At 61.6% G+C, this 23,199-nt stretch carries 24 protein-coding genes and 1 pseudogene; 12 read left to right on the top strand and 13 right to left on the bottom strand.

Annotation, left to right across the window (positions count from 1 at the left end):
* Positions 1-112 precede the first annotated feature (112 nt).
* Together ACQCSY_RS23405 and ACQCSY_RS23400 are read left to right on the top strand one after the other, a co-directional pair.
* On the top strand, positions 113-1,618 hold the full coding sequence (locus ACQCSY_RS23405; RefSeq protein WP_427136169.1) for a competence protein CoiA: 1,506 nt from the start codon (positions 113-115) through the stop codon (positions 1,616-1,618).
* A 25-nt stretch (positions 1,619-1,643) separates the two neighbouring features.
* On the top strand, positions 1,644-1,904 hold the full coding sequence (locus ACQCSY_RS23400) for a hypothetical protein (protein ID WP_427136167.1): 261 nt from the start codon (positions 1,644-1,646) through the stop codon (positions 1,902-1,904).
* Between the two features lie 47 nt (positions 1,905-1,951).
* On the opposite strand, the pseudogene ACQCSY_RS23395 reads toward ACQCSY_RS23400, so the two are convergent.
* Both ACQCSY_RS23395 and ACQCSY_RS23390 read right to left on the bottom strand, forming a co-directional pair.
* Positions 1,952-2,371, bottom strand: a pseudogene (locus ACQCSY_RS23395) (hypothetical protein); the annotation flags it as partial.
* Positions 2,372-2,389: 18 nt separating this feature from the next.
* On the bottom strand, positions 2,390-2,620 hold the full coding sequence (locus ACQCSY_RS23390; RefSeq protein WP_427136165.1) for a hypothetical protein: 231 nt from the start codon (positions 2,618-2,620) through the stop codon (positions 2,390-2,392).
* Positions 2,621-2,834: 214 nt separating this feature from the next.
* Here ACQCSY_RS23390 and ACQCSY_RS23385 point away from each other — a divergent pair, with 214 nt between their 5' ends.
* The 9 genes from ACQCSY_RS23385 (at position 2,835) to ACQCSY_RS23345 (ending at position 12,737) form a co-directional block, all read left to right on the top strand.
* On the top strand, positions 2,835-3,689 hold the full coding sequence (locus ACQCSY_RS23385) for a DNA methyltransferase (RefSeq protein ID WP_427136163.1): 855 nt from the start codon (positions 2,835-2,837) through the stop codon (positions 3,687-3,689).
* A 60-nt stretch (positions 3,690-3,749) separates the two neighbouring features.
* Complete coding sequence (locus tag ACQCSY_RS23380; protein ID WP_427136161.1) at positions 3,750-4,982, top strand: DNA methyltransferase; 1,233 nt, start codon at positions 3,750-3,752, stop codon at positions 4,980-4,982.
* Positions 4,979-7,573 carry a DEAD/DEAH box helicase gene (locus ACQCSY_RS23375; protein WP_427136159.1) on the top strand — a complete coding sequence of 865 codons (2,595 nt, stop codon included), beginning with the start codon at positions 4,979-4,981 and terminating at the stop codon, positions 7,571-7,573. Before ACQCSY_RS23380 ends, ACQCSY_RS23375 begins: the two co-directional genes overlap by 4 nt.
* Positions 7,574-7,709: 136 nt before the next feature.
* Positions 7,710-8,390 (top strand): SOS response-associated peptidase, encoded by a 681-nt coding sequence (locus ACQCSY_RS23370; RefSeq protein ID WP_427136157.1) that lies wholly within the window; start codon positions 7,710-7,712, stop codon positions 8,388-8,390.
* Positions 8,383-8,778 carry a plasmid mobilization relaxosome protein MobC gene (gene mobC / locus ACQCSY_RS23365; RefSeq protein ID WP_427136155.1) on the top strand — a complete coding sequence of 132 codons (396 nt, stop codon included), beginning with the start codon at positions 8,383-8,385 and terminating at the stop codon, positions 8,776-8,778. Before ACQCSY_RS23370 ends, mobC begins: the two co-directional genes overlap by 8 nt.
* Before the next feature lie 7 nt (positions 8,779-8,785).
* Positions 8,786-10,390: a relaxase/mobilization nuclease domain-containing protein gene (locus ACQCSY_RS23360; RefSeq protein WP_211882927.1), complete on the top strand. Its 1,605-nt coding sequence runs from the start codon at positions 8,786-8,788 to the stop codon at positions 10,388-10,390.
* Between the two features lie 8 nt (positions 10,391-10,398).
* Positions 10,399-11,157, top strand: a complete 759-nt coding sequence (locus ACQCSY_RS23355; protein ID WP_211882925.1) for a hypothetical protein — start codon at positions 10,399-10,401, stop codon at positions 11,155-11,157.
* A gap of 53 nt (positions 11,158-11,210) precedes the next feature.
* Positions 11,211-12,263: a PDDEXK nuclease domain-containing protein gene (locus ACQCSY_RS23350; RefSeq protein ID WP_211882923.1), complete on the top strand. Its 1,053-nt coding sequence runs from the start codon at positions 11,211-11,213 to the stop codon at positions 12,261-12,263.
* A 171-nt stretch (positions 12,264-12,434) separates the two neighbouring features.
* Positions 12,435-12,737 (top strand): DUF4193 domain-containing protein, encoded by a 303-nt coding sequence (locus ACQCSY_RS23345; protein WP_211882920.1) that lies wholly within the window; start codon positions 12,435-12,437, stop codon positions 12,735-12,737.
* Between the two features lie 99 nt (positions 12,738-12,836).
* Here the strand turns inward: ACQCSY_RS23345 and ACQCSY_RS23340 are convergent, their stop codons facing one another.
* The 3 genes from ACQCSY_RS23340 to ACQCSY_RS23330 form a co-directional block, all read right to left on the bottom strand.
* Positions 12,837-13,052 (bottom strand): hypothetical protein, encoded by a 216-nt coding sequence (locus tag ACQCSY_RS23340; RefSeq protein WP_211882918.1) that lies wholly within the window; start codon positions 13,050-13,052, stop codon positions 12,837-12,839.
* A gap of 153 nt (positions 13,053-13,205) precedes the next feature.
* Positions 13,206-13,568, bottom strand: a complete 363-nt coding sequence (locus ACQCSY_RS23335; protein ID WP_211882916.1) for a cupin domain-containing protein — start codon at positions 13,566-13,568, stop codon at positions 13,206-13,208.
* Positions 13,569-13,956: 388 nt separating this feature from the next.
* On the bottom strand, positions 13,957-14,367 hold the full coding sequence (locus ACQCSY_RS23330) for a cupin domain-containing protein (RefSeq protein WP_246528103.1): 411 nt from the start codon (positions 14,365-14,367) through the stop codon (positions 13,957-13,959).
* 225 nt (positions 14,368-14,592) lie between these two features.
* Here ACQCSY_RS23330 and ACQCSY_RS23325 point away from each other — a divergent pair, with 225 nt between their 5' ends.
* A complete protein-coding gene (locus ACQCSY_RS23325) occupies positions 14,593-15,180 on the top strand; it encodes a TetR/AcrR family transcriptional regulator (RefSeq protein WP_211882914.1) in 588 nt (195 codons plus the stop codon).
* Between the two features lie 107 nt (positions 15,181-15,287).
* Here ACQCSY_RS23325 and ACQCSY_RS23320 read toward each other — a convergent pair whose 3' ends face one another.
* The 8 genes from ACQCSY_RS23320 to ACQCSY_RS23285 all read right to left on the bottom strand — a co-directional run bounded on the left by ACQCSY_RS23320 (position 15,288) and on the right by ACQCSY_RS23285 (position 22,440).
* Positions 15,288-15,665, bottom strand: coding sequence for a DMT family transporter (locus tag ACQCSY_RS23320; protein ID WP_211882912.1), 378 nt, complete (start codon positions 15,663-15,665; stop codon positions 15,288-15,290).
* Positions 15,662-15,988, bottom strand: coding sequence for a DMT family transporter (locus tag ACQCSY_RS23315; RefSeq protein WP_211882910.1), 327 nt, complete (start codon positions 15,986-15,988; stop codon positions 15,662-15,664). Before ACQCSY_RS23315 ends, ACQCSY_RS23320 begins: the two co-directional genes overlap by 4 nt.
* A gap of 464 nt (positions 15,989-16,452) precedes the next feature.
* Entirely contained in the window at positions 16,453-17,097 is a 645-nt protein-coding gene (locus tag ACQCSY_RS23310; RefSeq protein WP_211882909.1) for a DUF5134 domain-containing protein, read from the bottom strand.
* A 152-nt stretch (positions 17,098-17,249) separates the two neighbouring features.
* Positions 17,250-19,196 (bottom strand): primary-amine oxidase, encoded by a 1,947-nt coding sequence (locus tag ACQCSY_RS23305; RefSeq protein WP_427136149.1) that lies wholly within the window; start codon positions 19,194-19,196, stop codon positions 17,250-17,252.
* A 390-nt stretch (positions 19,197-19,586) separates the two neighbouring features.
* Positions 19,587-20,573, bottom strand: coding sequence for a heme-dependent oxidative N-demethylase family protein (locus ACQCSY_RS23300; protein ID WP_427136611.1), 987 nt, complete (start codon positions 20,571-20,573; stop codon positions 19,587-19,589).
* 11 nt (positions 20,574-20,584) lie between these two features.
* Positions 20,585-21,571, bottom strand: coding sequence for a PDR/VanB family oxidoreductase (locus ACQCSY_RS23295; RefSeq protein WP_427136147.1), 987 nt, complete (start codon positions 21,569-21,571; stop codon positions 20,585-20,587).
* On the bottom strand, positions 21,568-22,050 hold the full coding sequence (locus tag ACQCSY_RS23290; RefSeq protein ID WP_427136145.1) for a dimethylamine monooxygenase subunit DmmA family protein: 483 nt from the start codon (positions 22,048-22,050) through the stop codon (positions 21,568-21,570). Before ACQCSY_RS23290 ends, ACQCSY_RS23295 begins: the two co-directional genes overlap by 4 nt.
* A gap of 9 nt (positions 22,051-22,059) precedes the next feature.
* Entirely contained in the window at positions 22,060-22,440 is a 381-nt protein-coding gene (locus ACQCSY_RS23285; protein ID WP_427136143.1) for a cupin domain-containing protein, read from the bottom strand.
* Between the last annotated feature and the right edge of the window lie 759 nt (positions 22,441-23,199).

The following is a 23,199-nucleotide window of genomic DNA, read 5'->3' as shown; positions in this document are numbered from 1 at the left end:
TGAATGGGCAACGCGCGTGACGCGGGTCAGATTGGGGCCACACTCTGATCACGATTGTCGGTGCCTGTGGGTAGGGTGAATCAAATGCCCTCGGGCAGTAAAAAGGGGGGCAATGCCGCTGGTGGCGTTTCTCGACGGGGAACGAATCGAATCGTACCTGGCGACGGATGAGCACTGGGATCTGGTGAAGAGCGTGTACAAGGGCCGGTCTTTGCTCATGCGGTGCGGGGTACCTGGAATCCCGCGCACGTCCCGGCGCGGCCTCAAGCACTTCGCTCACAAGGCCGGCGTGCAGTGCGGCCTCACCGATTGTTGGAGTGAATCCCCGCAACATCGCATGATCAAAACCCTGATCGCACAGGCCGCAACAGATGCGGGCTGGCAGGTGAGTGTCGAGTGCAGTGCAGAGGGACGGGCGTGGACGGCCGATGTCCTGGCCGAGCTCGATGGCAGGCGCCTGGCGTTGGAGGTTCAGTGGTCGCGCCAGGACGCCGGTGAGTTTAGGCGCCGACAGGATCGCTACGCCGCTGACGGCGTTGAGTGCTTCTGGTACGTCCACCGGCGAAACAGGGACGAGGCGAGGCGCTCCGGCGTGCCCCATATCGTGTTCGAGGGCGACGATGCTCCGTTTGATGTCCTGGCAGAGAAAGCGTTCCAGCAGGCCGCAGCGACCATTCTTCACGCACATGTTACCGCTCTCCTGCTGGGGTTGTACCTAGACCGGATCCAAGCGCGGATAACCTCGGTGACGATTCAGTATCTGACCGACAACTGCTGGGCCTGCAAACGGCCATCGACAATCTGGAAGATAAGCGCAGCGTCCCTCCGGTCCCGCTGCCACGAGACAACTGATGCCGCTCGGACAGACTTTCCTGTTTGGCCAACCGAACGCATCGAGACTCTGATTGCTGGCGACGTCGCAGCGTCTCTGGCGAACAGAAGCCTTCCGCCGCTGGCTCCGTTGCGGATGCACCACTCGAAGAAGGCAGGGAAAACCTACTTGGCCTACGGTTGTGCGCATTGCAGGGTCGGCTTTTTCGGTGATGGGTTCCTGGAGCTGGAGACCCGCTGGAAGTCCGTGACCATACCGGCGACAGCCCGCATTCCCCTCGTTGATGGCATTCTCACCCAAGTCCACCTGTGTGCCGATAAGGGCTTCGGACCATGCAGCCAGGACCCGTCAGAGAGCCAGCAGCCAACGTTTGACGGGTACATTCCCGGCCAACATCAGCGCCGGCGCCTGTCACACGCGGACTCAGTAGACGTTGCACTGGTGGGGACGGAAATCTCCGCAAGAGACGCTGTGGCCATCATGACCGGGCACCGGTATCCGGACCACGGGGAACCGACGTCCAGTTCCTGGTCCTCAGCCAGGAAGAGGGAAAAGCCGCAACCAGCCGAGATCGCCTCCTGCGATTGGTGCGGCAGGCAACCACACCCTCAGTACGAGTGCCTTTGGCGCCGGCTCAGGGCGAAAGCAAACATAAGCCCTGGCTCTGTTCATTATTCGGATGGCCTTTACGACAGGATCTTCAAAGGCGCGGCCCCTGTAGTCGAGGGCACGGCGATGATGAAGAGACTGCTTGAACGGTGCGTACCTATACCGCGCGGTAAATGAGCCCTGGCCGGGGTAGCTTGAGGCCATGAACAACGAAGCTGAACCAATCAGCATGACGGTCTACTCGAAACCGGACGGTACTTGGTGGGTGCGGTTCACTGATGACCACGTCAATGCTGAGGACAAGGGACCGATCTCCTGGAAGGGTGAGGGAACCTTCTACAGTAACGGCCTGAATTCCGTGGTTTTTTGGGTACCCAAGGGCTACGCATACCAGAGTTGGCAAGAGATGGAAGACGGGTCGTTTACGGCCGTCCTGTATCGAACGCATCCTGGGTTCGGCTAGAGACGCGCCGAAGGATTTCCCTCCGGGCGCTCAAGTCCCCTCCGCGCTCAGTCCCGCCTAAAGATGAGCTGTTCGACCTGCTCGGGTTCAATGCCGAGGTCTTCTGCCCATTCGGCCATGCATTCGGTGTATCGGCGGTAGCTACTGGTGCTGTGCCAGGTAAGCCACAGGGGGCCGATCTCTTGGCAGTGGTTCTTGAACCATCCAGCGACGATGCTGTCCATGATCGGGGTGGCAGCCACTTGGTCTGAAGCTTTAGTAGCGAAGCTGATGAACTTTGTCGCGAAGGCCGGTCCCCATTGAGCGAAGAACTTCCTATCGGCTTGTCGTTTGTCTACGACGTGCTCGAACGCAGCGGTCCCGCCGTCGGCCATCGCGATCTGAGAGAGGGTGTGCAGTTCGTCCGCGAAGTGCTTTCCCTTTTCAGGGTCCGTGTTCAGACGGATGACCCGTTCGGCGCGGTACGGGCCGAAGCCGGCCCTCGCTTAGCCCCAGAGGTAGCTGGCGATGTATGCGTCGAGAGCCGAGTCGGGGTCATGGACGAGCTTGAACGTCTCCAGGACGCCAGCGCGGTCAATGGGATTCGGAAGAGTTTCCAAAATGCTGCTGTTGCCGAGGTACTTTTGCCAGTTCTTCTTCTCCCACTCGAAGGCCTCCTGCGATGGACGGCCCTTCGCGTCCCACTTCTGGAATCTTCTTCGCAGGTTATCGGGCACAGCTGGCATGGTGTATCTCCCCCAGATAGATGGTCCACTTACCTTCGCATATACCACCCGGGTTTCCGGTTAGTGGATATGAGTGGTGAAGATTTCGGCGCCGGCTCTGTGCCGCGGACGAAGCTGAAAGACCGCGATTGACCGGTGCCCTACTCATTTGCTGATAGACATGAGGCTGGGTGTTCGTGTGCGCGGCGATTTTCAAGGAGTTTTCATGTCCAAAAGCATGTTCGAGGTCTACTTGAACGAGGTGACGGACGAAGCTCTGAGGGCGAAGTTAAAGGCCGAATACGAGCGCACCACCAAGAAGTTCGGGCTCGTCTTTGAAAGGCACTCTCCCGAAGGCATCCGGATGCCCCAGGCCCAGGTCCGCCGAGGTCGCACCGTCATCCGTGAAGCCGACGGCACATTCCACAAGGTCCGTGCCATCAGCGGCGACGCTGTGACTCTTGCAGACGAGCACGGAAACGTGATCGAAGAGAAGGTCGCGAACGTGACCGCTGCCCGGCAATTCGGCGAGGTGGTCTTCCCGGGTCTGAAGTCCGTGGGTTCCGTGCGAACCGGCAAACCGGAGTCTCCCGCCCATGTAGTGATCAACGGAGAGAACTTCCATGCCCTCGAAATGCTTGGATACACGCACCCTGAATCGGTGGATCTGATCTATATCGACCCCCCGTACAACACAGGCAACAAGACGTGGCAGTACAACGATCACTATGTCGCCGAGCAGGACAGCTTCAGGCACTCGAAATGGCTGAGCTTCATGGAACGCCGGCTGACGCTGGCCAAGAAACTTCTGAAGCGCACGGGCGTCATCATCGTGGCCATCGGCGACGAGGAGCACCACCGGCTGCGGATGCTCATGGACGAGATCTTTGATGACCAGAATTTCTTGGCCAACATCACGTGGCAGGGGAGCGGGAAGAATGATTCTCGATACACCGCCGGTGGCGTGGACTATATGCTCACTAGTGCGTATCCGGTTAGCTCAGGTTGTGTCAGCGACACTCAAAAGAGAGCCCCAAACAGACCTGTTCGTCGCCGAACCCTTCCTGGTACTCCAAAATAGTCCGCGATTAGCTCAAGTCCGAGCGTGCACCCAGCCAACCTGAGCAGACCGGATACCCACTTGCTCACTTATGCCAGAAACAAGGTTGCACTCACCGAAGCGGATACTCGTTGGTTGGCGATTAAGCCGGGCATTGAGCTTTCTGCAGAGGCAGCGATCACGGCGTGGGGTCAGGCTGAGGGTGACACACAGCTTGCGACAAGTCTTTTCCGAGCGGCGCTAAGGAAATTGAAAGGACAGCTTGAGCCGGCGGTCTTCCGATATGACCAGATTGATGAAAACGGCGAGGTCTACCAAGCCGACAACTTGACGAGTCCCAACCCTCGCCCGACGCTCCGATATGACATATTGCATCCGGTTTCGGGAGCTCCAGTAAAGGCGCCTGTCAACGGCTGGCGGTACTCGCGCGACGCGATGTTACAGCTGATCGAGGAGGGAAAGATTCTCTTTGGCCCAGACGAATCGACGGCTCCGAGGTTCAAGAGGTACTTGAAGGATCAGGAATCTCAGGTACCCTACCCGACCTTCTCTCAGACCCGAATGCCCGGCTCAAAGCGTCTCGAAACCATCCTCGGTGACAAACGCTTCCCCTTCCCCAAAGACCATGAAGTCTTGATGCGCTGGTTCCGCATGGTTGCCCCCAAAGACGCCGTGATCCTCGACTTTTTCGGCGGCTCGGGCACAACGGCTGAGGCTGTGATTCGGATGAACGCCGAGGACCAAGGCACCCGCCAGTGCATCCTGGTCACCAACAACGAACTGTCAGTCAAAGACGACGCCGCGCTGCGCAAGGCTGGTTATCAGCCAGGCTCCGCCGAGTACGAGGCCCAGGGCGTGTTCCACAACGTCGCCAAGCCGCGCATAGAGACAGTGGTGACTGGCGTGCGCCAGGACGGCTCCACCTATTCCGATGGTCTGCCAGCCAACGTGGAGTTCCTTGAGCTCGCCTACCTTGAGGAGAGCCGTGTTCACGCAGCTCTGGAGTACGAACGCCTCGCGCCATTGTTCTGGCTAAAGTCCGGCGCAGTGGGCACCGTAGTGCAACGCACCGAGGATTCAGCCTATGAATGGAACGAAGAGTCCTCGATGGCTGTGCTGTTCAATGCCGGGAAGGCAGCCGAACTGGCTGAAGTCCTGGCCACCAAACCAAATCAGGTCGAGCACGTTTTCATCATCACGGACTCTCCCGAACAGGGCGACCTCGCCGGGGAAGCGTTCAGCGACGAGATCACCGTTGAGCCCATCTACGGTTCCTACCTTGATGCCTTCCAAATCAATCGGAGCGATTCGTGAAATTCACGCTTGCCGACTATCAGGCCGACGTTGTCGAGGAGACTCTCAACGAAATCAGCATCGCCATCCAACGGCTCCGCTCCAGCACTGAGCGCAAGACCGCGATCGGAATCAGTGCTCCGACCGGTGCGGGTAAGACCGTGATTGCTTCCGCTGTTTTGGAGGGACTGTTCTTCGGAACGGAGGACTCCGAGCCGCGTCCGGAAACCACCATCCTATGGCTGACCGATGACGGGGAACTCAACGAGCAGTCACGCAAGAAGATCCGGGCGTCCTCGGACCGGATCAATATGAACATGCTCCGGACCGTCGAAGCTGACTTCGACCAGGCTGAGTTCAGCCCCGGGCTCGTCTATTTCCTGAACGTCCAAAAGCTCGGAACCGGCGCTACGCGCCATATCCAGACCGGTGACGGACGCAGGTATTCGCTGTGGGAAACCATCGGAAACACCATCAAGCAACGCGATAGCGGCTTCATCATCCTGGTCGATGAGGCGCACCGGGGAGCAACAGACCGGAGCCGGCCGACGATTCTGCGCCGAATCCTCGACGGGTCGATTATCGAGGTGCCAGGTGTCAACGACACTTTCCGCACGATCGTAAACCCGCCGGCGCCCATCGTAATCGGGCTTTCGGCGACGCCGAAGAAATTTGAGGAGGCCATGCGCGGCGCCTCCGGTCGTTCCCTCGTGCAAGTAGTGGCCGATGTCCAAAAGGTGCGCGCCTCCGGGCTCATCAAGGAGCGCATCAACGTCAGTTACGCGGTGGACGACCAGCCCAGCGACGACACCCTGATTCGTCAGGCCGTCGCTGACCTGGACCATTCCGATCGACAATGGCAGGAGTGGGCCCGTGCCACGGGCGCTTCGTCCTATCCGGTGCCGCTTCTGGCGATCCAAGTTCCGGATCTGACGTCACCCGCCAAAATCGGGGAGATCGTCCAGACACTCACCGACGCTTCCGATGCTTTTGACGATGCAGATTCGGTGGCCCACGCGTTCGGAGAGCACGCACCCATCACGACCACCACCTGGTTGAGCGGTGTCGAGATGCCGCGGGTGGTCCAGTACATAGCTCCGACCTCGATCTCGCAGTCAGGGAACCTGCGTGCCGTGATCTTCAAGCAGGCCCTGACCACCGGCTGGGACTGCCCCCGCGCCGAGGTCATGGTGTCTCTGCGCACCGCGCAGGAGCACACGCAGATCGCCCAGCTCATCGGCCGGATGGTGCGCAACCCCTTGGCCAAGAAGATCGAAGAGCCGGAATTCGACGATTTGAATGCAGTGGACCTGTACCTGCCGCACTTCAATAAGGTTGAAGTGGCGATGGTCGTGAAATCCTTCATGGATTCGGCGGACATCGAGGTTCCGGTGCAGTTGAATCCCAAGCGCATGACGCGAAACCCCGAAGTTCCAGCCGCTGTCTGGGATGCCATCGGTGGGCTGACTCGGGAGCAGAAGCCGGTACGCCGGTTCAACTCGAACGTGAATCGCCTGGTGCGGCTGGGCACCCTGCTGGACAACTCCGACTTCGAGCACCCCGGGGGGTCTTCCTACACCCAGGAATCACGCAACGTGGTCGTGGAGACCCTTGCCTCTGTGTACAGCCAGAACAGGGTGGCCATCGACAGGGTTGCTGATTCGCTGCTCGAAGTGAGCTTTGAAATGGCCACCTTCGACCAGTACAGCGGCGCCAACACAGGGACCATTGCTCGCACGGCTGCGACCAGCCAGAAGAATCTGCGCCAGCTCCTGGAGGAAGCCAAGCGACGGCTCCCCGACGCCGCCGCAGCTTGGTACAGCACCTCCTTGGTCATTGCCGGGGAACTGGCGTGGGATGAAGTGGTCGTCCGGACTGTGGCCCTGGCACGGTCCGCCGAGGCCAGGGAAGCACTGGAGGCCCAGTGCGGCGCGCGGGTGGAATCCTGGCGACGTAACACAGCCGGCTCGGTGGCACGCCTGAAGCCGACGCAACGCCATGAATTTGAAACCATCTTCGCCCCCATCGGTTCGGCACTGACCAGCAACCTCGGTATGCCCGAGACGATTTCGCAAAAGACAGAGATCCTGAACAAGGACACCGGCTTGGTCGAGGAGCTTCCGTTGTATGCGGGCCACCTCTACGCGTTGCCCGAAACCAAGCTGTTCCCCGACACCTTCACCGGATGGGAGGAGAGTGTCCTTGAAGCCGAGCAATCCTCTGGCACGCTGTTGGGCTGGTACCGGAACCCTGTGGGCGGCAGCCACGCGCTGTCGGTGCACTATCTGGATTCCGAGGTGTCCAAGAACCTCTACCCGGACTTCCTGTTCTTCCATGATGACGGGGAAGACGGGGTGGTCATCGACCTAGTAGATCCCCACAATCACTCTCTGGCGGACACCGCACCAAAGTGGGCTGCCTTGGCGCGGTACGTTCGAGAGCACGATGGGGATTTCCGCCGAGCGGCGATTGTCATCAAGGACTCTGCAGGAGAGCTGTTGGCGATCCAGTTGTCCGGTCAAACCGACGACATTCTGGAGAAAAAATTGTCGGAGGCAACATCCAAGGAAGCCATCGAGCAGCTGTTCCGTGAGCTTGGTGGAGCTTACTAACTCCACCAACGCCTGCTGGACCTCTCCATTTGAGTCCTACGACCGAGCACGCTGGCGGTAGGACGAGTCTCAGGCTGATGGGCAGGGGATTAGGGAGGTCCAAGTGCTGTTCGGGCTTGTCAGGCAGAATGGCCACATGTGCGGCAGATACGTTATGTCCAAGGCCACCGGCGACCTTCTGAGCTACTTCGATGCCAAGGAGGTGGAGGGAACTCCGCGGCCGCCGAGCTGGAACGTGGCGCCAACCCAGGATGTGCCAATCGTGGCAGAGAGGCTCATAGAAGGCAGCATCGAGCGGCATCTGCTTGTGGCCCACTGGGGTCTGGTGCCTTCCTGGGCCAAAGACATGAAGATCGGCAACAAGCTGATCAACGCCCGTAGCGAGACCATCCTGGAGAAACCTTCTTTCCGGAAAGCTGCCGTCAGACACCGGGCTATCGTCCCGGCCGACGGCTATTACGAATGGCAGAAGACCGAAGACGGCAAGAAGATCCCCAACTACCTGTACTCGGAGAACGAGCCCGTGCTGGGCTTCGCCGGCCTATATGAGTTCTGGGCGGATCCGTCTCTGCGAGAGGATGACCCGGGACGGTGGCTGCTCAGCTGCACGGTGCTCACCACGACCACCCAGGACGCGCTGGGGCACGTCCACGACAGGTCACCAGTCATCATCCCGAGCGACCGCTTCGCTGAATGGCTGGACCCGGACCTGACCGACAAAAATGGCGTCCAGCACCTGCTGGACTCCCTGCCTGAGCCGACCCTGACACCACGGATTGCTGCGCTGGCAACTACGAGGGGGCGGAACGATGAGTGAAGGCAACGGCTTTGCCGGTTGGAAGGCCCGCCGCCGCCGGGCCAACGTTGACGGCGGCAGGGTGCACCGTCACGAGGTCAAGGTCAGCCCGGAAGAGGAAGCCCGGCTTCTCGCCCTGGCGGAAAAGCACCGCGTCACGATTCCCCGGCTTCTGATCGAAGCGGCACTCAATGAAAACAGTGAAAGCCCGTCCGAGCACCGCGATCAGTTCATGCAGCTTTCGAACCTGCAGCGTCTCGTCGGGTCCGTGGCGAACAACATCAACCAGATCGCCCGGCACGCCAACTCAACAGGGGAAGTGCCGCCGGATGCGGCGGCTTCCATCGCCCACGCGAGGGCGGTCATCATCCGTATCGACCGTCAGCTCGCTGACATGGCCGGCCGGTGATTTGTTCGTGATTCCGAACATCACCCAGGGCGACCGCATGGCGGGTCTGATGATCTACCTCGCGGGCCCGGGGCGGGCGAACGAACACGAGGAACCGCACCTTGTCGCCGGCGATTCCGCGCTCATGGCGTGGCACGATGACAACGAACTGAACCGGGACGCGGCCCTGGACATCGCCAACGCCCTGGACCGCGCCCAGAAGTTTTTTGAAACGGAAGTGGACGGCGGCCACGTCTTCCACTGCTCCCTGAGCCTGTCCGCAGAAGAGGGACAGCTCACCGACGAGCAATGGGGTGCCATCGCGAACGACTTCATGACGGAGATGGACTTCACCGAGGACGGCGGAAAGGCCCCGGCCCGGTGGGTTGCCGTGCGGCACGGGCTGAGCAAGAACGGCAACGACCACATCCACATCGTGGCCAGCATGGTCCGCGACGACGGCACCAAATGGAACAGCTGGAAGAGCAAGTACAAGTCCCAGCAGGCCGCCCGGACGCTGGAGAAAAAGTACGGCCTCAACCAGCTCGGAGACGTTCGCGCGGAGCGTGGGTTCACTCCTGCGGAACAGGCCAAGGCCGTCCGCCAGGGACTGCCCGAGGTGGAGCGGCACAGCCTCGCACGGACGGTCCGCAGCTGCGCGGCAGCGTCAACGGATGAAGCGGAGTTCGTCCGCCGGGCACGCCAGGAAGGTGTGCTCGTGCGCCCACGTTACGCGGCCGGCCGCACCGACGTCGTGACCGGATACTCCGTCGCCGTTCGCCCCCGGAAGGGGGAGCGTGCCGTGTGGTTCGGCGGAAACTCCCTGGGACGTGACCTGGCTCTGCCCAAGCTCCGCACCGGGTGGGAAAGCACCCCGGAGTCAGCGGCTGCCGCCGTCGCGGAATGGAACGCCGCTGCTCGCAACCGCAGGCCGGTCACCCCGGGCCGGGAGACGCTGGAGCCCTCGGCCGACCTGTGGGCCAGGTACGCGAACGACGTCAGCGCCCTCCGGGAGAAACTGGCCACCACCCCGTACGGTGACCACGTCGCGTGGGCACAGGCAGCCCGCGAAACATCCGCCGCTTTCGGCGCCTGGTCCAAGCGCATCGAACCCAGCCCCGGTCCGCTGGCCGACGCCGCACGGGAGCTGTCGAAATCAGCCCAGCTGCGGCGCTACCCGTCACGGCCGGCGGTTGCTTTGCCGTCGGCACGCGGGGCCACCATGATCATCCTGGCCGCGACGTCCAGGAGCGAACGCGCAGCCTATGCCTTGATGTTCCGGCAGCTCGCCCAGACCGCCCGCGCCATCCACGACATGCACCAAGCCACCGATGACCTGCGGCGCGTCCGCGGCCTCTCAGCCGCCGTCATCGCCGCCAGCAAGGTTGTCGAAGCCAGCGCCACGACCCAGACCATCACGGCACAGCCCCTGACGATGGAAGTACTGCGGGAACAGCACCCGGGAGCCGGCGAGGAAGCCCTCCGGGCACGGCTGATCGCTGAACGGTCACGGGGCGGCTCGCCCATCCCGACGACACTCACCAGGCCAGAGAAAACACTGCAGCAGGCCGGGACCACCCGGGCCGAAGAACCTGACCGAGAACTCCATCCGAATCCAGGCATCGAGCGATAGGGACAAGCATGAGCGAAGCAGACGGAATCGACGATGCGGTAGACGCCGCAATGCGCACCGGGCTGATGGTTGCCAGCCGCATCGGCGAGCAGCTGGCCAGAATGCGCGAACAGGACCAGCGCGACATCGCCGCCGCCGAGGAACACCGGGCACGCCAGCTGCAGGAACGCTTCGACGCCCAGCGAGCAGCAGCCCGGGCCCAGTTGGCACCGGCCGCGCGGGATGACTGGTGGGACAAAGCCACTCCCGACATGATCGAACGCGCCCACCAGACAGCCACGGCCTGGAAAGGCTACGACCCCGAAGCCGCCCAGGCATCTGAACACATCCGGAACCAGATCCAGGCCAGCTACGGCATCGACGTGAACAACACAGGAGCGGACGAGGCATCCGTTTCCGCCGCGCTCACCCGGGCACAACAAGCCCGCGCCGAAGCAGACAACGAACGGACCAAAGCCACGGCCGCACGCACCGATGAAGCGATGGCCGTCGCCGCGGTTGAAGGCGCCAACCGGCAGGACTATGCAGCACAGAGGGGACAGCGCGAGCAGGCCTACGATTCCCCCGGGCGACGTCAGCAGCTCGCCGAAAGCCTCGACGGCAAAGGGGACCGTGAGGCCGTCAACTCCCGCCTCCTGGCAGACAAGCACCAGGGCGCGCCGGCGACAGCCGCTGTGGCGCAGAAGCCCTCGCTGGCCAGGACCTCGAAGATGGCCAAGCAGGGCGGCAAGGGCAAGACCCTGGAACGCGGCGGCCTTGAACGCTAGGGGAGCGGACCGCCTGCCGTGCCAGGACCGCTCCGATCATTAGGGTCGAAAGCATGACTGAAGATCGCGACCTCGCCCTCCCCACCGGCTACACCGACCTCCTCGTCGAGCTGAAGACCCGGGTCCGGGCAGCGCGCACCAAAGCACTGCGGACCGTCAACACTCAGCTGATCGAGCTGTACTGGTCCATCGGGAAAACCGTCCTGGAACGGCAGGAGGCGGAGAGCTGGGGGAGCGGGGTCATGGGCAGGCTGGCCGATGACCTGCGGGCAGAATTCCCTGAAATGAAGGGACTGTCCCGATCCAACCTGTTTTACATGCGCGGTTTCGCCGCCGCCTGGCCCGACCCAATTGTCCAACAGGCTGTTGGACAATTGCCGTGGGGCCACATCACCGTGCTGCTGGACAAACTCGATGCTGCAAAGGAGCGTGCCTGGTACGCGTCCGCGGCCGTCGAGCATGGCTGGTCGCGCAATGTCCTCATGAACATGATCATGAACAAGACCCTCGAACGTACCGGAGCGGCGCCTTCGAACTTTGTCCAACGGCTTGTTGCACCGGACTCGGAGCTGGCCCAGCAGATCGCCAAAGATCCCTACAACTTTGAATTCCTCGGACTCTCCGGGGAGGTGGCCGAACGCGATCTCGAGAACGCCCTGACCAGCCGGATCACCGAGACCCTGCGCGAGCTCGGGCCCGGCTTCTCCTTCGTCGGCCGACAAGTGCATTTTGACGTTGATGGCGATGACTTCTTCGTGGACATGCTTTTCTTCAACATCGAGCAATCCCGGTACGTCGTCATCGAGCTCAAGACGGGCAAGTTCCAGCCCGAATATGCCGGCAAACTCAACTTCTACGTCGCGCTCGTCGACGACGTGCTCCGGCGCGATCACCACAACGAAACCATCGGGATCCTCATCTGCGGCACCAAAAATGACCGGAGCGTCCGGTACAGCCTGGGGCGCTCCACCTCACCCATGGCCGTCGCCGCCTACACCTACGACAACCTCCCCCCGGCCGAACAACAGGCACTCCCCAACGAAGGACACATCGTCGCAGCGCTGGAATGGGCAGAACCCGAGACCTCGGCGGCGCAAGACGAATAAGGACTCCCGGGACAGCGCTTCGGCGCGTTCCCCCGACGTCCCGGACCAAGACGCCCCCAATGGTCGGGCTCCCCGGACGTCCCCGCCGCTCCCCGCGACTGAGGAATACCGGGGCTATGGTGTACGTTGCAGTCCCGTTAGACAAGAACGTCAGAAGAGAGAAAGACCTAAGTGGCAACCGATTACGACGAAGTACGGTCCGACGTCAAGGAATCCCAGGACCGGTCCCTGGAGGCGCTGCAATCCGCCAACGCACCGGATGCCCGCAGCGTTGTCCGGGAGCTGGACGAATCCGACGCCCTGGATGAGGCCATGACTCCCGGCGGGGAGTTTGTCTCGGAGGAACTCATTGTTCAGGTCATCCCCCAGGCCGAGGACGAGTTCACCTGCTATTCCTGTTTCCTGGTCCGGCACCGGTCCCAGCTCGCGCGCGAAAAAGACGGCCACTCGTACTGCATCGAGTGCGAGGGGTAGGACGATCCAGATGCCTGACCATCGGTCATCCGCCATGCCTTCTGTGATTGTCGTCTCTGTCCAGGCAAGAGTCGGAAAGAAGTAGCGATGAACACTCCGTTACATCTCCGCTGGGACGAACCAGGCCAGCAGCAGCTCCTCGCCCGGGCTGAAGCGTTGCTCCAGCGGCGCGGACGGTGCCTGCTTGGAATCGCCGGGGCGCCCGGTGCCGGAAAATCCGCCATCTCCATCCACGGGCACATCGGTGGGCTGCTGGAGCCGCTCCACCAGGGACCCATCGAACAAACCATCCTGCGCGGAAGAACCGGTATCCATACCCAATCCTCGCGGCCGCCCTATCGTGACCCGGTTAAATTAAAAACCGGCACCCTCACTTGCTGGCCCACGCACCTGGAACTCGCCGCCCACGCCCGCCGCTGTGGCCACGAGCAAGGGGCAAGCGCGCCGGCCGGCCAAGCATCGTCGCTGTCAGAAGATCACGTAGAGTTTGCGAAGTGTCTCGTGAAGCTCCCAGTTACCGCTCCAGCCCCGAGGGATGAAGACCGTGTCTCCGGGGCCAACGAACTCGGGCTCGCCGCCGTCGGCGGTAATTGTCATCGAGCCGGAAAGAACGTGCACAAATTCGTTTGTTTCAAGGACCCAGCGAGAGGGTCCTTCGGTGCATTCCCAGATGCCGGCTTCGGAACCGTTCTCGTCCTTCCACAGGTAGCTTCCGCGGGTGTCCATCTGCGGTCCGGTCGCTTCAGGACAAGGGCCCCAGTCGTCCAGCTCCGTAACGTTCCCTGCATCGCGGATAAGGTGGGCGGAGATGGAGGCTGTCGTTTCAGTCATTGTTTTGCCTTTCGGGTGGCTATCAGTGGTTGTTACCGATAGAGGTTTGTTTTTGTTTCATTGCGGCCGACCTGCCCTTGGATGCGGCGCTCAAGGTGTTCCGCATTGCGCAGCCGTCCTGCTGAACCACGCATAAGGCGGTCTATCACCACTGCCAGGGTTCTGATTCCGGCTTCAAATCCGGATGACCGCGTCAGCTCCACCGGCCACACAATTGGCGAGTTGATCAGCCTGTTTGCTGATCCGGGTACCCGCCAGCTTCGTAGACCCGCCGGGAGGCCCCGGATCCATTGGCTTCAGCGACCAGGCTTCGTCGATTCCAGGCCACTAAGGGTCCTTGACGCTTTTCCCTTGGCGCTGCCTGCCGTGGCCGGATATGGATCAGGGCTCAGACTTCGTAGTACCGGAAGGAGTGCGATTCCGCACCTGCGGGGTTGGGTCCGTAGATGGTGACCATCCGGGCGTAGACGGGTGCCCAGTATCTGCCCATGCGTCCGGGATTTACGCGGGCTGAATCGCCTGGCTTGAGGATGACGGTCTCTCCCCCACTCTCGATGTGGAGTTCGCCTTCCAGCACGTAATTCGTCTCGGTGTGGGGGTGGAAGTCCTCCCAGGCGCAGGCCTCCAGCTCCCACTCGGAGAGGATAAAGTCTTGCCAGGGGCCTTCAGGATGGGAGTTGATGAACCTGCAGCGGAGGCTCTGCCATTGGTCCTTCATCGGGGCCAGGGCCTGCGCAGGCCAGAAATCGATCGCAGTCCCCGTCGTCAGTGTCGGGGGCTGAGGGGTGGTTGTGACCATTGTTTTCACCGTTTCTTCAGGGGTTCTGCATTGCGAGCTGATTTGATGAATCTAAGTGACATCGCATCATCGTGATGCAGGTCACTCCGGTGTGAATACTTTTACATGGACGTGTGTTCAAGTCAACCGTTCTAGACGCTGATCTTGAACCTTTTTTCTCCAGCTAAGCAATAGGGTTAAGGAAGTGTCCCTGTCGAACCTAACCGGGAGACTGGAGAGTGAACTATGCGGGTATCCGCTGAAGATCGAAAAGAACAGCTGATTTCAGCGACGGTGGAACTGATGCGTCGTGAGGGTGTCCAGTCTGTGACCATTCGGGCCATAGCCAAGGAGGCTAATGCTCCGTTGGCTACGGCTCATTATTGCTTCAGCAATAAAGAAGAGCTCATGGAAGCGGCCGCCGAGGCCTGGTTCAAGAACCTGAGCCGCTTTTCCAGCGGCGCCCCGGTCCATTTGGGACTTCGCAAAGCTGTGGAACAAGTGGCCGAAGGCTACTGGCGCGCACTGGAGGAAGAGCCCGCAAGCATCCTTTCCGAGATCGAACTGATTCTGTGGGCAACGCGCAATGCAGCCGTCAGCCCGCTGGCCGTGAAGATCTATCCCGCCTATGAAGTGGAGCTGGGAAATATATTCTCTTCCGCCGCCCAAGGCAGCGGTGACCGGTGCCTCATAGACTTCCCCACGCTGGTGAGGCTCTTTCTCATGATCTACGACGGGGCCGCCATTCAATACATGACCGACCCGAAGGCTACCGATTACCGCGCCCAGTTCTTCATGATGGTTGATGCACTTCTGATCAAGGCCGGCGTCTGAACTACTCCGCTGTGGGGGCTCGACGAACCCCTAGAACGCGCCAAGGGGAATGCCGCGGGGCATACGCCATCGGATGGCCTTAATGGTCGGGAGAACCAGCGGGAGCCTCAGGCGGGGACCCTGGTGTCGGAACGGTCGGCATCGGACGTGGCGTCCGCCGGCAGGGACTTCAGCCCGGCCGCGCAGCCAACGATCCCGGCGATGAACAGCACCTTCAACAGGCTGAAGGGTTCGACGCCGGTTGCCATGGCCCAGCCGACGGTCAGGGCAGCGCCTATTCCTACCCAGACGGCGTAGGCGGTGCCCAGCGGGATGCTGCGGATGGCCGCGCCCAGCCCGATCATGCTCAGGGTGGCCGTCACGGCGAAAACCACGGTGGGGAGGGGAACTGTGAAGCCGTTGGACAGGCCCAGGGCGGTGGCCCACACGGCTTCCAGCACGGCGGAGCCAAGCAGCAGCAGCCAGGCTCTTGAACGTTGGCTCATTGCGCCACCATCTTCAGTCCGACCACGCACGCGGCGATGCCGGTGAGCAGCAGCAGGCGCGCCGTCGTCGGGCGTTCAGCTTTGGTGAGCATCGCGTAAGCGGAGGTCAGTATCACGCCGACGCCTACCCAGACGGCGTAGGCGGTGCCGGCGGGGATGGTCTGCATGGCGAAGGCGAGGCCGGCCATGCTGGCGAGTGCGGCGGCCAGGAAGAGGAGTGCGGGGGCGATGCGGCGCCTGCCGGGGCACCGGAACGTCCGGTGCAGGGCAGCGGCCCAGACGGCTTCCAGTGCCCCGGAGGAAATCAGGATTAACCACGACATGACAGATCCTTTGGCCACGCCTGTAACGCCCGACGGCGGGTGGCCGGGGCGGTGGCCAGCCTCACCGCCGGGATGCCCCGGCGCAGGACAGGAAGAACAAAGCTGGTGTTAGCCGGCAATTGGGCCATGGCTGACGCATCAAAGCCGGCCAGTCTCAAGATTAACCTCCCCATTGGTTGGTACCGCCCCAATGCGAAACGGAAGGCCCCGGCTGTGTTGCGCACTCAATCCGTCTCAGGTCCGGTGCAGAAGAAGCACTCCCCGGGTTCGAGGCTTGAGTCGCAAGTCTTTTCGATGAGGTGTTCATCGGCATCGTTTAGCGCCACGCTTACGGTTCGTGTATCCATGGCCGCTACTTTCTCGCTTGTGGACGCATCAGGTGGCAGCGCCCAATCGCCCGGCCAACCAGGCAGCGGATCCTGCTGCTGAAGGAGTGGACCGCAGCGCTCATTGGGGATCAGCACTTATGCCATGGTGGCGAACATGAGAGCCATGATGGCGGCGCCGAGGGCTTCGAGGCTGTGTTGTTTTCGGGGGGAGTGTTTTGGGGCTGTTTTGTTGGGGGCTGTGGTTGCCGGTTTCCGGTTGCGCAGTAGGAGGGCGATGAAGACCAGTGCCGCGGTTGCGAAGATGATTGTCAGTGGGGTGGCGAGGTTGGACAGGTGATCGAGGGTTGCGGTGGCTGTGGTGGGGGTTGGGTGGGGCATTGCGTGGTGGGTGTTGGGCAGTGGCATGGCGTCTGCGGGGCCGGTGGTGATGTGGCTTGTCATCATGGTGATCATGAGGGCGGCGCCGGCCATGCTGAGGCTGTGGTACAGGCATTTCAGGCGGCCTTGGCTGCCTGCGCAGAGTATTTTGAATTCGGTCCGGGCGACGGCCTGGATGATGAACCAGAGGGCTGCGCCGGTGAGGACGGCGATCTGGGCGAGCACGGTGGAGGGTGCGAGGTTCCAGAGCATGGCGGCCATCAGGATGTTCATGAGGGCGTGGAGGGTGTTGTTGACCCGGTCGGTGAGCTGGTGTGGCTTGGTGGCCTGCAGGAGGTGATAGCTTCCACTGAGCAGCAGGACGGCTGTGAGGGCCCAGGTAATTGCGGGGATATTTAACACGCGGATCACACTCTCGCTACAGGGTTGGGTTAGGTGCAGGTCGGTCCCCGGTGCTGTTGTTACAGCACCGGGGACCGCCTGTTTGAGGGTTGTTCGTTTCCAGCTTTAGGTCATGTGCCTGGTTCTTGGCTTTCCCTGAAGCTGGGCAGGGTTTATTTATCGGTGGTGCAGCATGTTCCGGTGTCGGTTGTTTCGGTTCGGTTTTCGTTGCCGGGGAGGTTCAGGGTCGGGTTTTGGTCGAAGAAGCCGTGGGGTTCGAGCATGAAGCCGATGTTCTGGCGGGGCATGACGGGCCAGTCTTCGAGGCGGACGACGTGGTGCATGCCGAAGGTGTACCAGACGACGAGGTCCTGGTCGACGATGTTCCGGTCCTTTTGGGTCCAGATGTGCAGGCCGTCGTCGGCGCCGGTGGCCTGGTTGGGGAATTCGCCGGCTGCGAAGCGTTCGGTCCGGTCGTAGGCGGTGACCCAGAGGTTGTTGCGGGCGAACTGGGCTCGTTTGCTGACGTAGGACTCGTCGCCGGCGGCGAGCTGGATGCCGTCGGTGGGGATGAGGCGGTAGGCGACCGGTTCGTTGACCAGGTTCTTGCTGTCGCGGTTGGCGATCTTCCAGAAGCGGTGCTTGGAGGAGTCTGTTTTCCGGATGGCGGCCTGTTCGGTTTCCAGGAGCCGGTCCACTGCCATGAAGGCGGTGTGGGTGGGGTTGTCTTCGGGGATTTTCATGTCCACTTCGTAGACGGCGTTGTTCGGTCCGTCGATTTCGAAGTCCATGCGGACGTTGAACATGTGCTGGTGGATCGGTGCGTAGAGTCCGTCGTTGTTCAGGGTCTGGCCGTAGGGGCTCTTCTCGCCGGGCTTCTGGCCGGCGGTGGAGAGGATGCCGGTGGCCTTGACCAGGAACTCGATGCTGCCGTCGAGGAAGAGGTGCCAGTAGAAGGCGTACTCGTAGTTCGCGACGGTGGCGATGAAGGAGATCACGAGCTTGCGGCTGCGCCGGGTTTCGGTGGTGCCCTCGCGGAAGTCGAAGTGCTTCCAGAGGATGGAGTCGTCTTCCTCGTGCATGCAGATGGCGTTCTCGATGGTCAGCGGGTTGCCGTGGCTGTCCGCGGTGATGCCGTCGAAGTACTTGATCTCGCCCAGGCAGTCACAGCCCAGGGTCAGGGAGTTGGCCATGTTGCCGATGTTGTATTCGCCGGAGTCGAAGGCGTTCTTTTTCGCCTGGACGGGGGCGGTATCGCCGTAGGGGACGACCATTTCCGACAGTGAGGCCCGGTTGATCACGGGACGTTCGACGCCCTTGTTGCGGAACTTCAGCTGGTGCAGGACCAGGCCTTCGCGGGGGGTGAAGCCGACACGGAAGGACCAGTCGGCCCACTGGACGTGGTTTCCGGTGACCGTGAAGGACGCGCCTTCGGGCTGGGTGATGGAGATCGGCTTGAGGTCGGCGCGGGCCGGCCCGACGTACTTGGGCAGGTAGTTGCCGCTGGCGCTGGGGACCGGGATCGCCTGGTCGTCCTCGACCTTGACGACGTCCCCGGAGTTCAGGTCCACGATGACGATGAAGTTCTCGATCGGGTGCGCGTACGGGCTGTCATCGGCCTCCTCGCGGACGAAGACCAGGGCGCGCATCAGGCGCCGGCCCTCGTTGTCTTCACCGAAGTAGCCCACGGACCACGGTTCGAAGCAGACCAGGGACATGTCGGTGATCCCGCGCTTGGCCAGGGCGGCCTGGACCTCGGGGTTCTTCCGGCAGCTCTCTTCACCCTCGGCGAACTCGTCCAGCATGAACGGAGGATGGATGTTCGCAGCCAGCTGCGTCCACTTCGAGACGATGCCCGAATCAAGGTCGACAATCGCTTCGTAGGAACGTCCCTCGGCACGGTTGACCAGGACCGCATCAGCCTCGCGCACCGTCTGAGCGCCGCTCCGCAGCAGTTCCTTCTCCGGCTCGCGCAGCTCAATACTGATAAAGCGGAACGACTCCGCCGCAGCCTGGCCACCCTTCAGGATCGAAGCCGCACGGGAAATCTCGGCGCGGGACAGCGGGTCGAGAGGGTGTGATACCCCTACCTCGGTGTGGATTTCAGTGTTGAGAGTCATGGTTTTCTCCTTGGTTGTTCAGGACGAGGGATCCCAATGGCTGACAGGCGAATTGCCCCGTGAGATGGGTGGGGTTTGGCGAATAGGTGGCAGACCACTCATGTGCTTGAAACCTGCCTGGAGGACGCCGAGCCTGGACTGGCTGCACTTGGCCTGCAAGCTCCTGACCCGGCAAACCCGGTATCCCTTAAGTTGCTAAGGGCCAGTGGAGTTCTACCCTGAACTCCACCAGCGTGACGCCGGTCACGTGTTCCTCTTTACTGCCAAGCTACGTCAAATAAATCATTTAGTCTAGCTTTTTTTATGGATATTCTTATGCGTCGTTTTTTATCGTTCGGAACAGTCGTGTTCCGGTCGATATGGGCCCCCAAGACGGGGCCGATCCGCTGGTTAGCGGGCCAGCAGCCAATCAGATGCCGCTTTGCGATAGCGGATGATGCCTTTGTATTCGGCCATGTCGTCGGGTAGCTCGGCCAGCACATGGCCCATTTTTTCCCGCCACGCAGGTACCCGGGCAATGTCGGTGAGGGGCAAGAGGTGGGTCCGGACCAGGAACAGCAGGGCACCGGAGTGCGGGAGACGGATCAAGTGCTGCACTTCCACCCGCAGATGGAGCTTCTCCGGCATGGCAGGGTCGTCGGCTATGGTGCTGCGGTCCGGGCCCCATTCCGGGTAGGTTTCCGTGGAGGTGTCCATACGCCGGCCGATGGTCATCGTCCAGTTGGTCCGCCGGAATTGTTCCCCGGGCTGCAGGCGCAACAGGAACTGCTCAGCCCGGCTGATGATGCGTTCTTCCTTTACCCGCGGGACGGGGTGGTGGATTTCGAGGAAGTTCATGCCGACATCGAATCCGAATGACCAGTCGGCGGCGAACGTCACGAGGCCGGCATCCAGCCACAGCGTATCTTCACGGACGTCAAGAAGAATGATGTCGTCCTGGATCTGGCTGCCGAGGAACCGCATTGGCCCCTCAGGCAGTGAACTGTCGTCGCCGACGGTGAATTCCACCTCGAGATTCTGCAGGCCATTACGCCAGCGGCAGCTGTTTCCTTCCCGCTGGAACGACATCGTATCCGGGTAATCTTCCGCCATGGAGGACAGCAGGGTGGTGAGGGCGTCCCATACTGCCGGTCGCATGTGGGGGAGGACATTCACGCGGGAAGGGTCGCGGCTCAGCACCTTGGCGCGCTCGGCCAGTTCGTCCAGATAATGTTCGTCGATGTCCACCAAATGGGCTCCCCAGGCGCCGGCTTCTGTCGGTGCTGTCTTGGTGGCCGGTTCGACGTTCGCGCTGTACCGGTAGGTGTCGGAGGCAAAAGGGAAGGGAAAGCGCCTGATCCGTTCCGGGAGGAGGGCGGCGTCAGGATCGATATCGATGATCGTGCTACTCAAAGGTCCAACTCCAATTCTGGGTCGTTGCTACGCGAGACGCAGCACATCATGGATGTGTTCGCTGCTTTTTCCTGGTCGGACAGGTAAAGGTCCCGGTGCTGAGGTGCGCCGCGAAGTACCGGGAGGACGCATTCGCCGCAGATGCCTTTGCGGCACATATTGGGGATGGTTTTCCCTGCTGTTTCGAGCGTCTCCAGCAGCGAAACGCCGGCCGGAACTTCCAAGCGAACGCCGCTGCGTGCCAGATGCACCGTAAAAGGTTCGCCCGCATCCAGTTCGGCTGCGCCAAAGGCTTCTGAATGGAGCCGGGCGGATGACCAGCCTTGGCTGCGGGCCTCTTCGAGGACCGCATCCATTAAGACAACCGGACCGCACACGTAGAGGTGGGTTCCGAGGGGCTGCGTTATAAGCGCTTCCGCCAGAACGTCTTGGAAACTGCCCCGGTCAGTGCACTCGACCAAAGCGGTCAACCCCGGCCCCAGCAGTTCCCGCGCTTCCGCCACGTGGGCGCCGGCGTCTGGCCGGTGCACGTAGATCATTAATGCTGTGTTGCCCCGTTCCACCGCGGCCCTGGCATGCGAAAGAATCGGCGTGATCCCGATTCCTGCAGCAACAAGCAGATGATGCTTCGCTGTTGATGCGGGCGCAAACGCACTCCGGGGGCGCGAAACGTTAACCCGGTCACCGACGGAGAGCCGGTGCATGGCCACGGAGCCGCCGGCACCTTCTTCGACCCTCAGCACAGAGATGTTGTATTCGGATGGCGCGTTGCCTGAACCTGTCAGCGAGTATGCATTGACGCCGCTCCCGTATTGGACCACCAAGTGGCTCCCCGGGACATAGGAGGGCAACCTTCCACCTTCCGGAGCAGCCAACGTAATGCTGACAATCGATTCCGTCTGACGGCTGACGTTTGTCACCTCCAGATGGAGGCCTCCCTCCACCGCCGGGTGGACATGGGGCTGGAGCGCTATGGCGGTCATGCTGCCTCCTCGGCATGGGCTGAGTAGCCCAGGTATGCGCCTCTTCGTCGGGAAAAGTGATCAGTGATGCTCAAGGTGGTGGCGCATCCTTGACACTTCACCTCGGTGCCGGCTGCCCCATCAATGGTGGTGGTAAGGCAATGCGGGCAATAAACAAACCGGGGTCCGGTTTCCTGGGACAGGAGTGATACCTCCTCGCCCAGAAGTCCGCAGTCCGCGGCGGCTGCGGCGGCTGCACGGATATCCGTCGGGGGGCCTGCGAGTACGAGACGGACGCCTACACGGGAACTGCTGAACACGGACTTGAGTTCCGAGAGGGCGTCGGCGGTTGCTGCTTCGAAATGGAGATCGTAGCGGGGCTGGCCATCGGTGTCTGGAACTGCGGTGTCACCTGTGGATCCGAAAGATACACAGATGACACCGCGGAAACCAGGTTCCAGGCCGGTGCCGGCTGCCGGCGGCATGGACGCGGAACGCATGGTCGGTCCTTACGGCTCGAAGGTGCGGTCGCCGGCGAAGAACCCCAGGGCGTACTCGGGGGTCTCGAACTTGACGGTGGTGCCCTTGGGGAAGAACAGCACATCGCGTTCCTTGGCGTGCGTCACTTCTCCCGTCGTCTGGTCAGTGAGGATGAATTCACCCTTGATGACGACCTTCATTTCGTCGTAGGTGTACGTGTACACCAGCGGATCTGAAGCCTTCAGCTCGAAGAATCCGGCGCACATGACCGAGCCCTCGGGGTTGTGGAGGGAATCGCCGATCGCAGCGACCGTCCCCGGCTCGTTCATCGACGGCAGTCCGATGAAGCCGTTTTCTACCTTGTGGATGGATCCGGCCTTGCTCAGTGTTCCTACGAGGGTGGTTTCCATGGTCTCTCCCGTGAATAGTGTTTGTGAAAGATTTGTCAGAACTTTTCATCTTTTGGTGCATAACAAGACTGCGCTGAGGATCAAGTCAGAACCCTGGTTCGGACTCCGGGGGGAATCGTCTGCAAACCGGCATCCTCTAATTTCCAGAGGCCCAGTCAGGCTCTGCTCCGAGCCCTGTCGGTGTGATGCCAGTCACATACGTTCGTCCCACATGCAAAGCTACGCTACGGAATTCATCTAGTCCAGTCTTTTTTAGGAATATTCATTTGAGAAGTTCAAGTTAATATTTCCCACAAGTTGACATGTGGGGGCCTGAGCCGCCCGGAGTCATCGTCGCCGGCGGCCATTTGCCACCTTCATGGGACCTGTTTGGCCAGTCATGGAATCGTCGGGCGTGTTGTGCCGGATACACCGATAGTCCCAGAATCCCGTTCCTGCGGATCTGAGCGTTCTCGGGCTTCATCCAAGGCCCGGATGCTGTCTTCCTGGACGACCTGCTGGGAGCGGGATGCGGCCCTGCTGCAGGACGCGCATGCGGTGCCGTCCTGGCCGCTGCGGGACGACCCCCTACGAGGCGCCCAGCCCGCAGGCGGCCTGAGAACCCCGCGCCCCAGCTGGCCGTCCCCTCCGCCGGTCGCTGCCGCCTGGCCTGGAAACCGACGCTTCCGCAATCAAGAAAAACCCACCCGACCGCTTGACAAAGAACATAGGGAAACCCCCGCCAACCGCGCGGCCATTCGTGTACACGGCAGCCGAACA

The sequence above is a fragment of the Pseudarthrobacter sp. S9 genome, from assembly GCF_050156545.1.
In the GTDB taxonomy this organism is placed as follows: domain Bacteria; phylum Actinomycetota; class Actinomycetes; order Actinomycetales; family Micrococcaceae; genus Arthrobacter.
The sequence above is the reverse complement of the archived record's forward strand: the minus strand, read 5'-3'. Positions and strand labels throughout refer to the sequence as shown.

What these genes read in the sequence shown, in the direction of transcription:
- ACQCSY_RS23405 (WP_427136169.1), top strand. Translation starts at nt 113, where the DNA reads ATGCCGCTGGTGGCGTTTCTCGACGGGGAACGAATCGAATCGTACCTG.
- ACQCSY_RS23400 (WP_427136167.1), top strand. Translation starts at nt 1,644, where the DNA reads ATGAACAACGAAGCTGAACCAATCAGCATGACGGTCTACTCGAAACCG.
- ACQCSY_RS23385 (WP_427136163.1), top strand. Translation starts at nt 2,835, where the DNA reads ATGTCCAAAAGCATGTTCGAGGTCTACTTGAACGAGGTGACGGACGAA.
- ACQCSY_RS23370 (WP_427136157.1), top strand. Translation starts at nt 7,710, where the DNA reads ATGTGCGGCAGATACGTTATGTCCAAGGCCACCGGCGACCTTCTGAGC.
- mobC (WP_427136155.1), top strand. Translation starts at nt 8,383, where the DNA reads ATGAGTGAAGGCAACGGCTTTGCCGGTTGGAAGGCCCGCCGCCGCCGG.
- ACQCSY_RS23355 (WP_211882925.1), top strand. Translation starts at nt 10,399, where the DNA reads ATGAGCGAAGCAGACGGAATCGACGATGCGGTAGACGCCGCAATGCGC.
- ACQCSY_RS23350 (WP_211882923.1), top strand. Translation starts at nt 11,211, where the DNA reads ATGACTGAAGATCGCGACCTCGCCCTCCCCACCGGCTACACCGACCTC.
- ACQCSY_RS23340 (WP_211882918.1), bottom strand. Translation starts at nt 13,052, where the DNA reads ATGGATACCGGTTCTTCCGCGCAGGATGGTTTGTTCGATGGGTCCCTG.
- ACQCSY_RS23335 (WP_211882916.1), bottom strand. Translation starts at nt 13,568, where the DNA reads ATGACTGAAACGACAGCCTCCATCTCCGCCCACCTTATCCGCGATGCA.
- ACQCSY_RS23330 (WP_246528103.1), bottom strand. Translation starts at nt 14,367, where the DNA reads ATGGTCACAACCACCCCTCAGCCCCCGACACTGACGACGGGGACTGCG.
- ACQCSY_RS23325 (WP_211882914.1), top strand. Translation starts at nt 14,593, where the DNA reads ATGCGGGTATCCGCTGAAGATCGAAAAGAACAGCTGATTTCAGCGACG.
- ACQCSY_RS23320 (WP_211882912.1), bottom strand. Translation starts at nt 15,665, where the DNA reads ATGAGCCAACGTTCAAGAGCCTGGCTGCTGCTGCTTGGCTCCGCCGTG.
- ACQCSY_RS23315 (WP_211882910.1), bottom strand. Translation starts at nt 15,988, where the DNA reads ATGTCGTGGTTAATCCTGATTTCCTCCGGGGCACTGGAAGCCGTCTGG.
- ACQCSY_RS23305 (WP_427136149.1), bottom strand. Translation starts at nt 19,196, where the DNA reads ATGACTCTCAACACTGAAATCCACACCGAGGTAGGGGTATCACACCCT.
- ACQCSY_RS23295 (WP_427136147.1), bottom strand. Translation starts at nt 21,571, where the DNA reads ATGACCGCCATAGCGCTCCAGCCCCATGTCCACCCGGCGGTGGAGGGA.
- ACQCSY_RS23290 (WP_427136145.1), bottom strand. Translation starts at nt 22,050, where the DNA reads ATGCGTTCCGCGTCCATGCCGCCGGCAGCCGGCACCGGCCTGGAACCT.
- ACQCSY_RS23285 (WP_427136143.1), bottom strand. Translation starts at nt 22,440, where the DNA reads ATGGAAACCACCCTCGTAGGAACACTGAGCAAGGCCGGATCCATCCAC.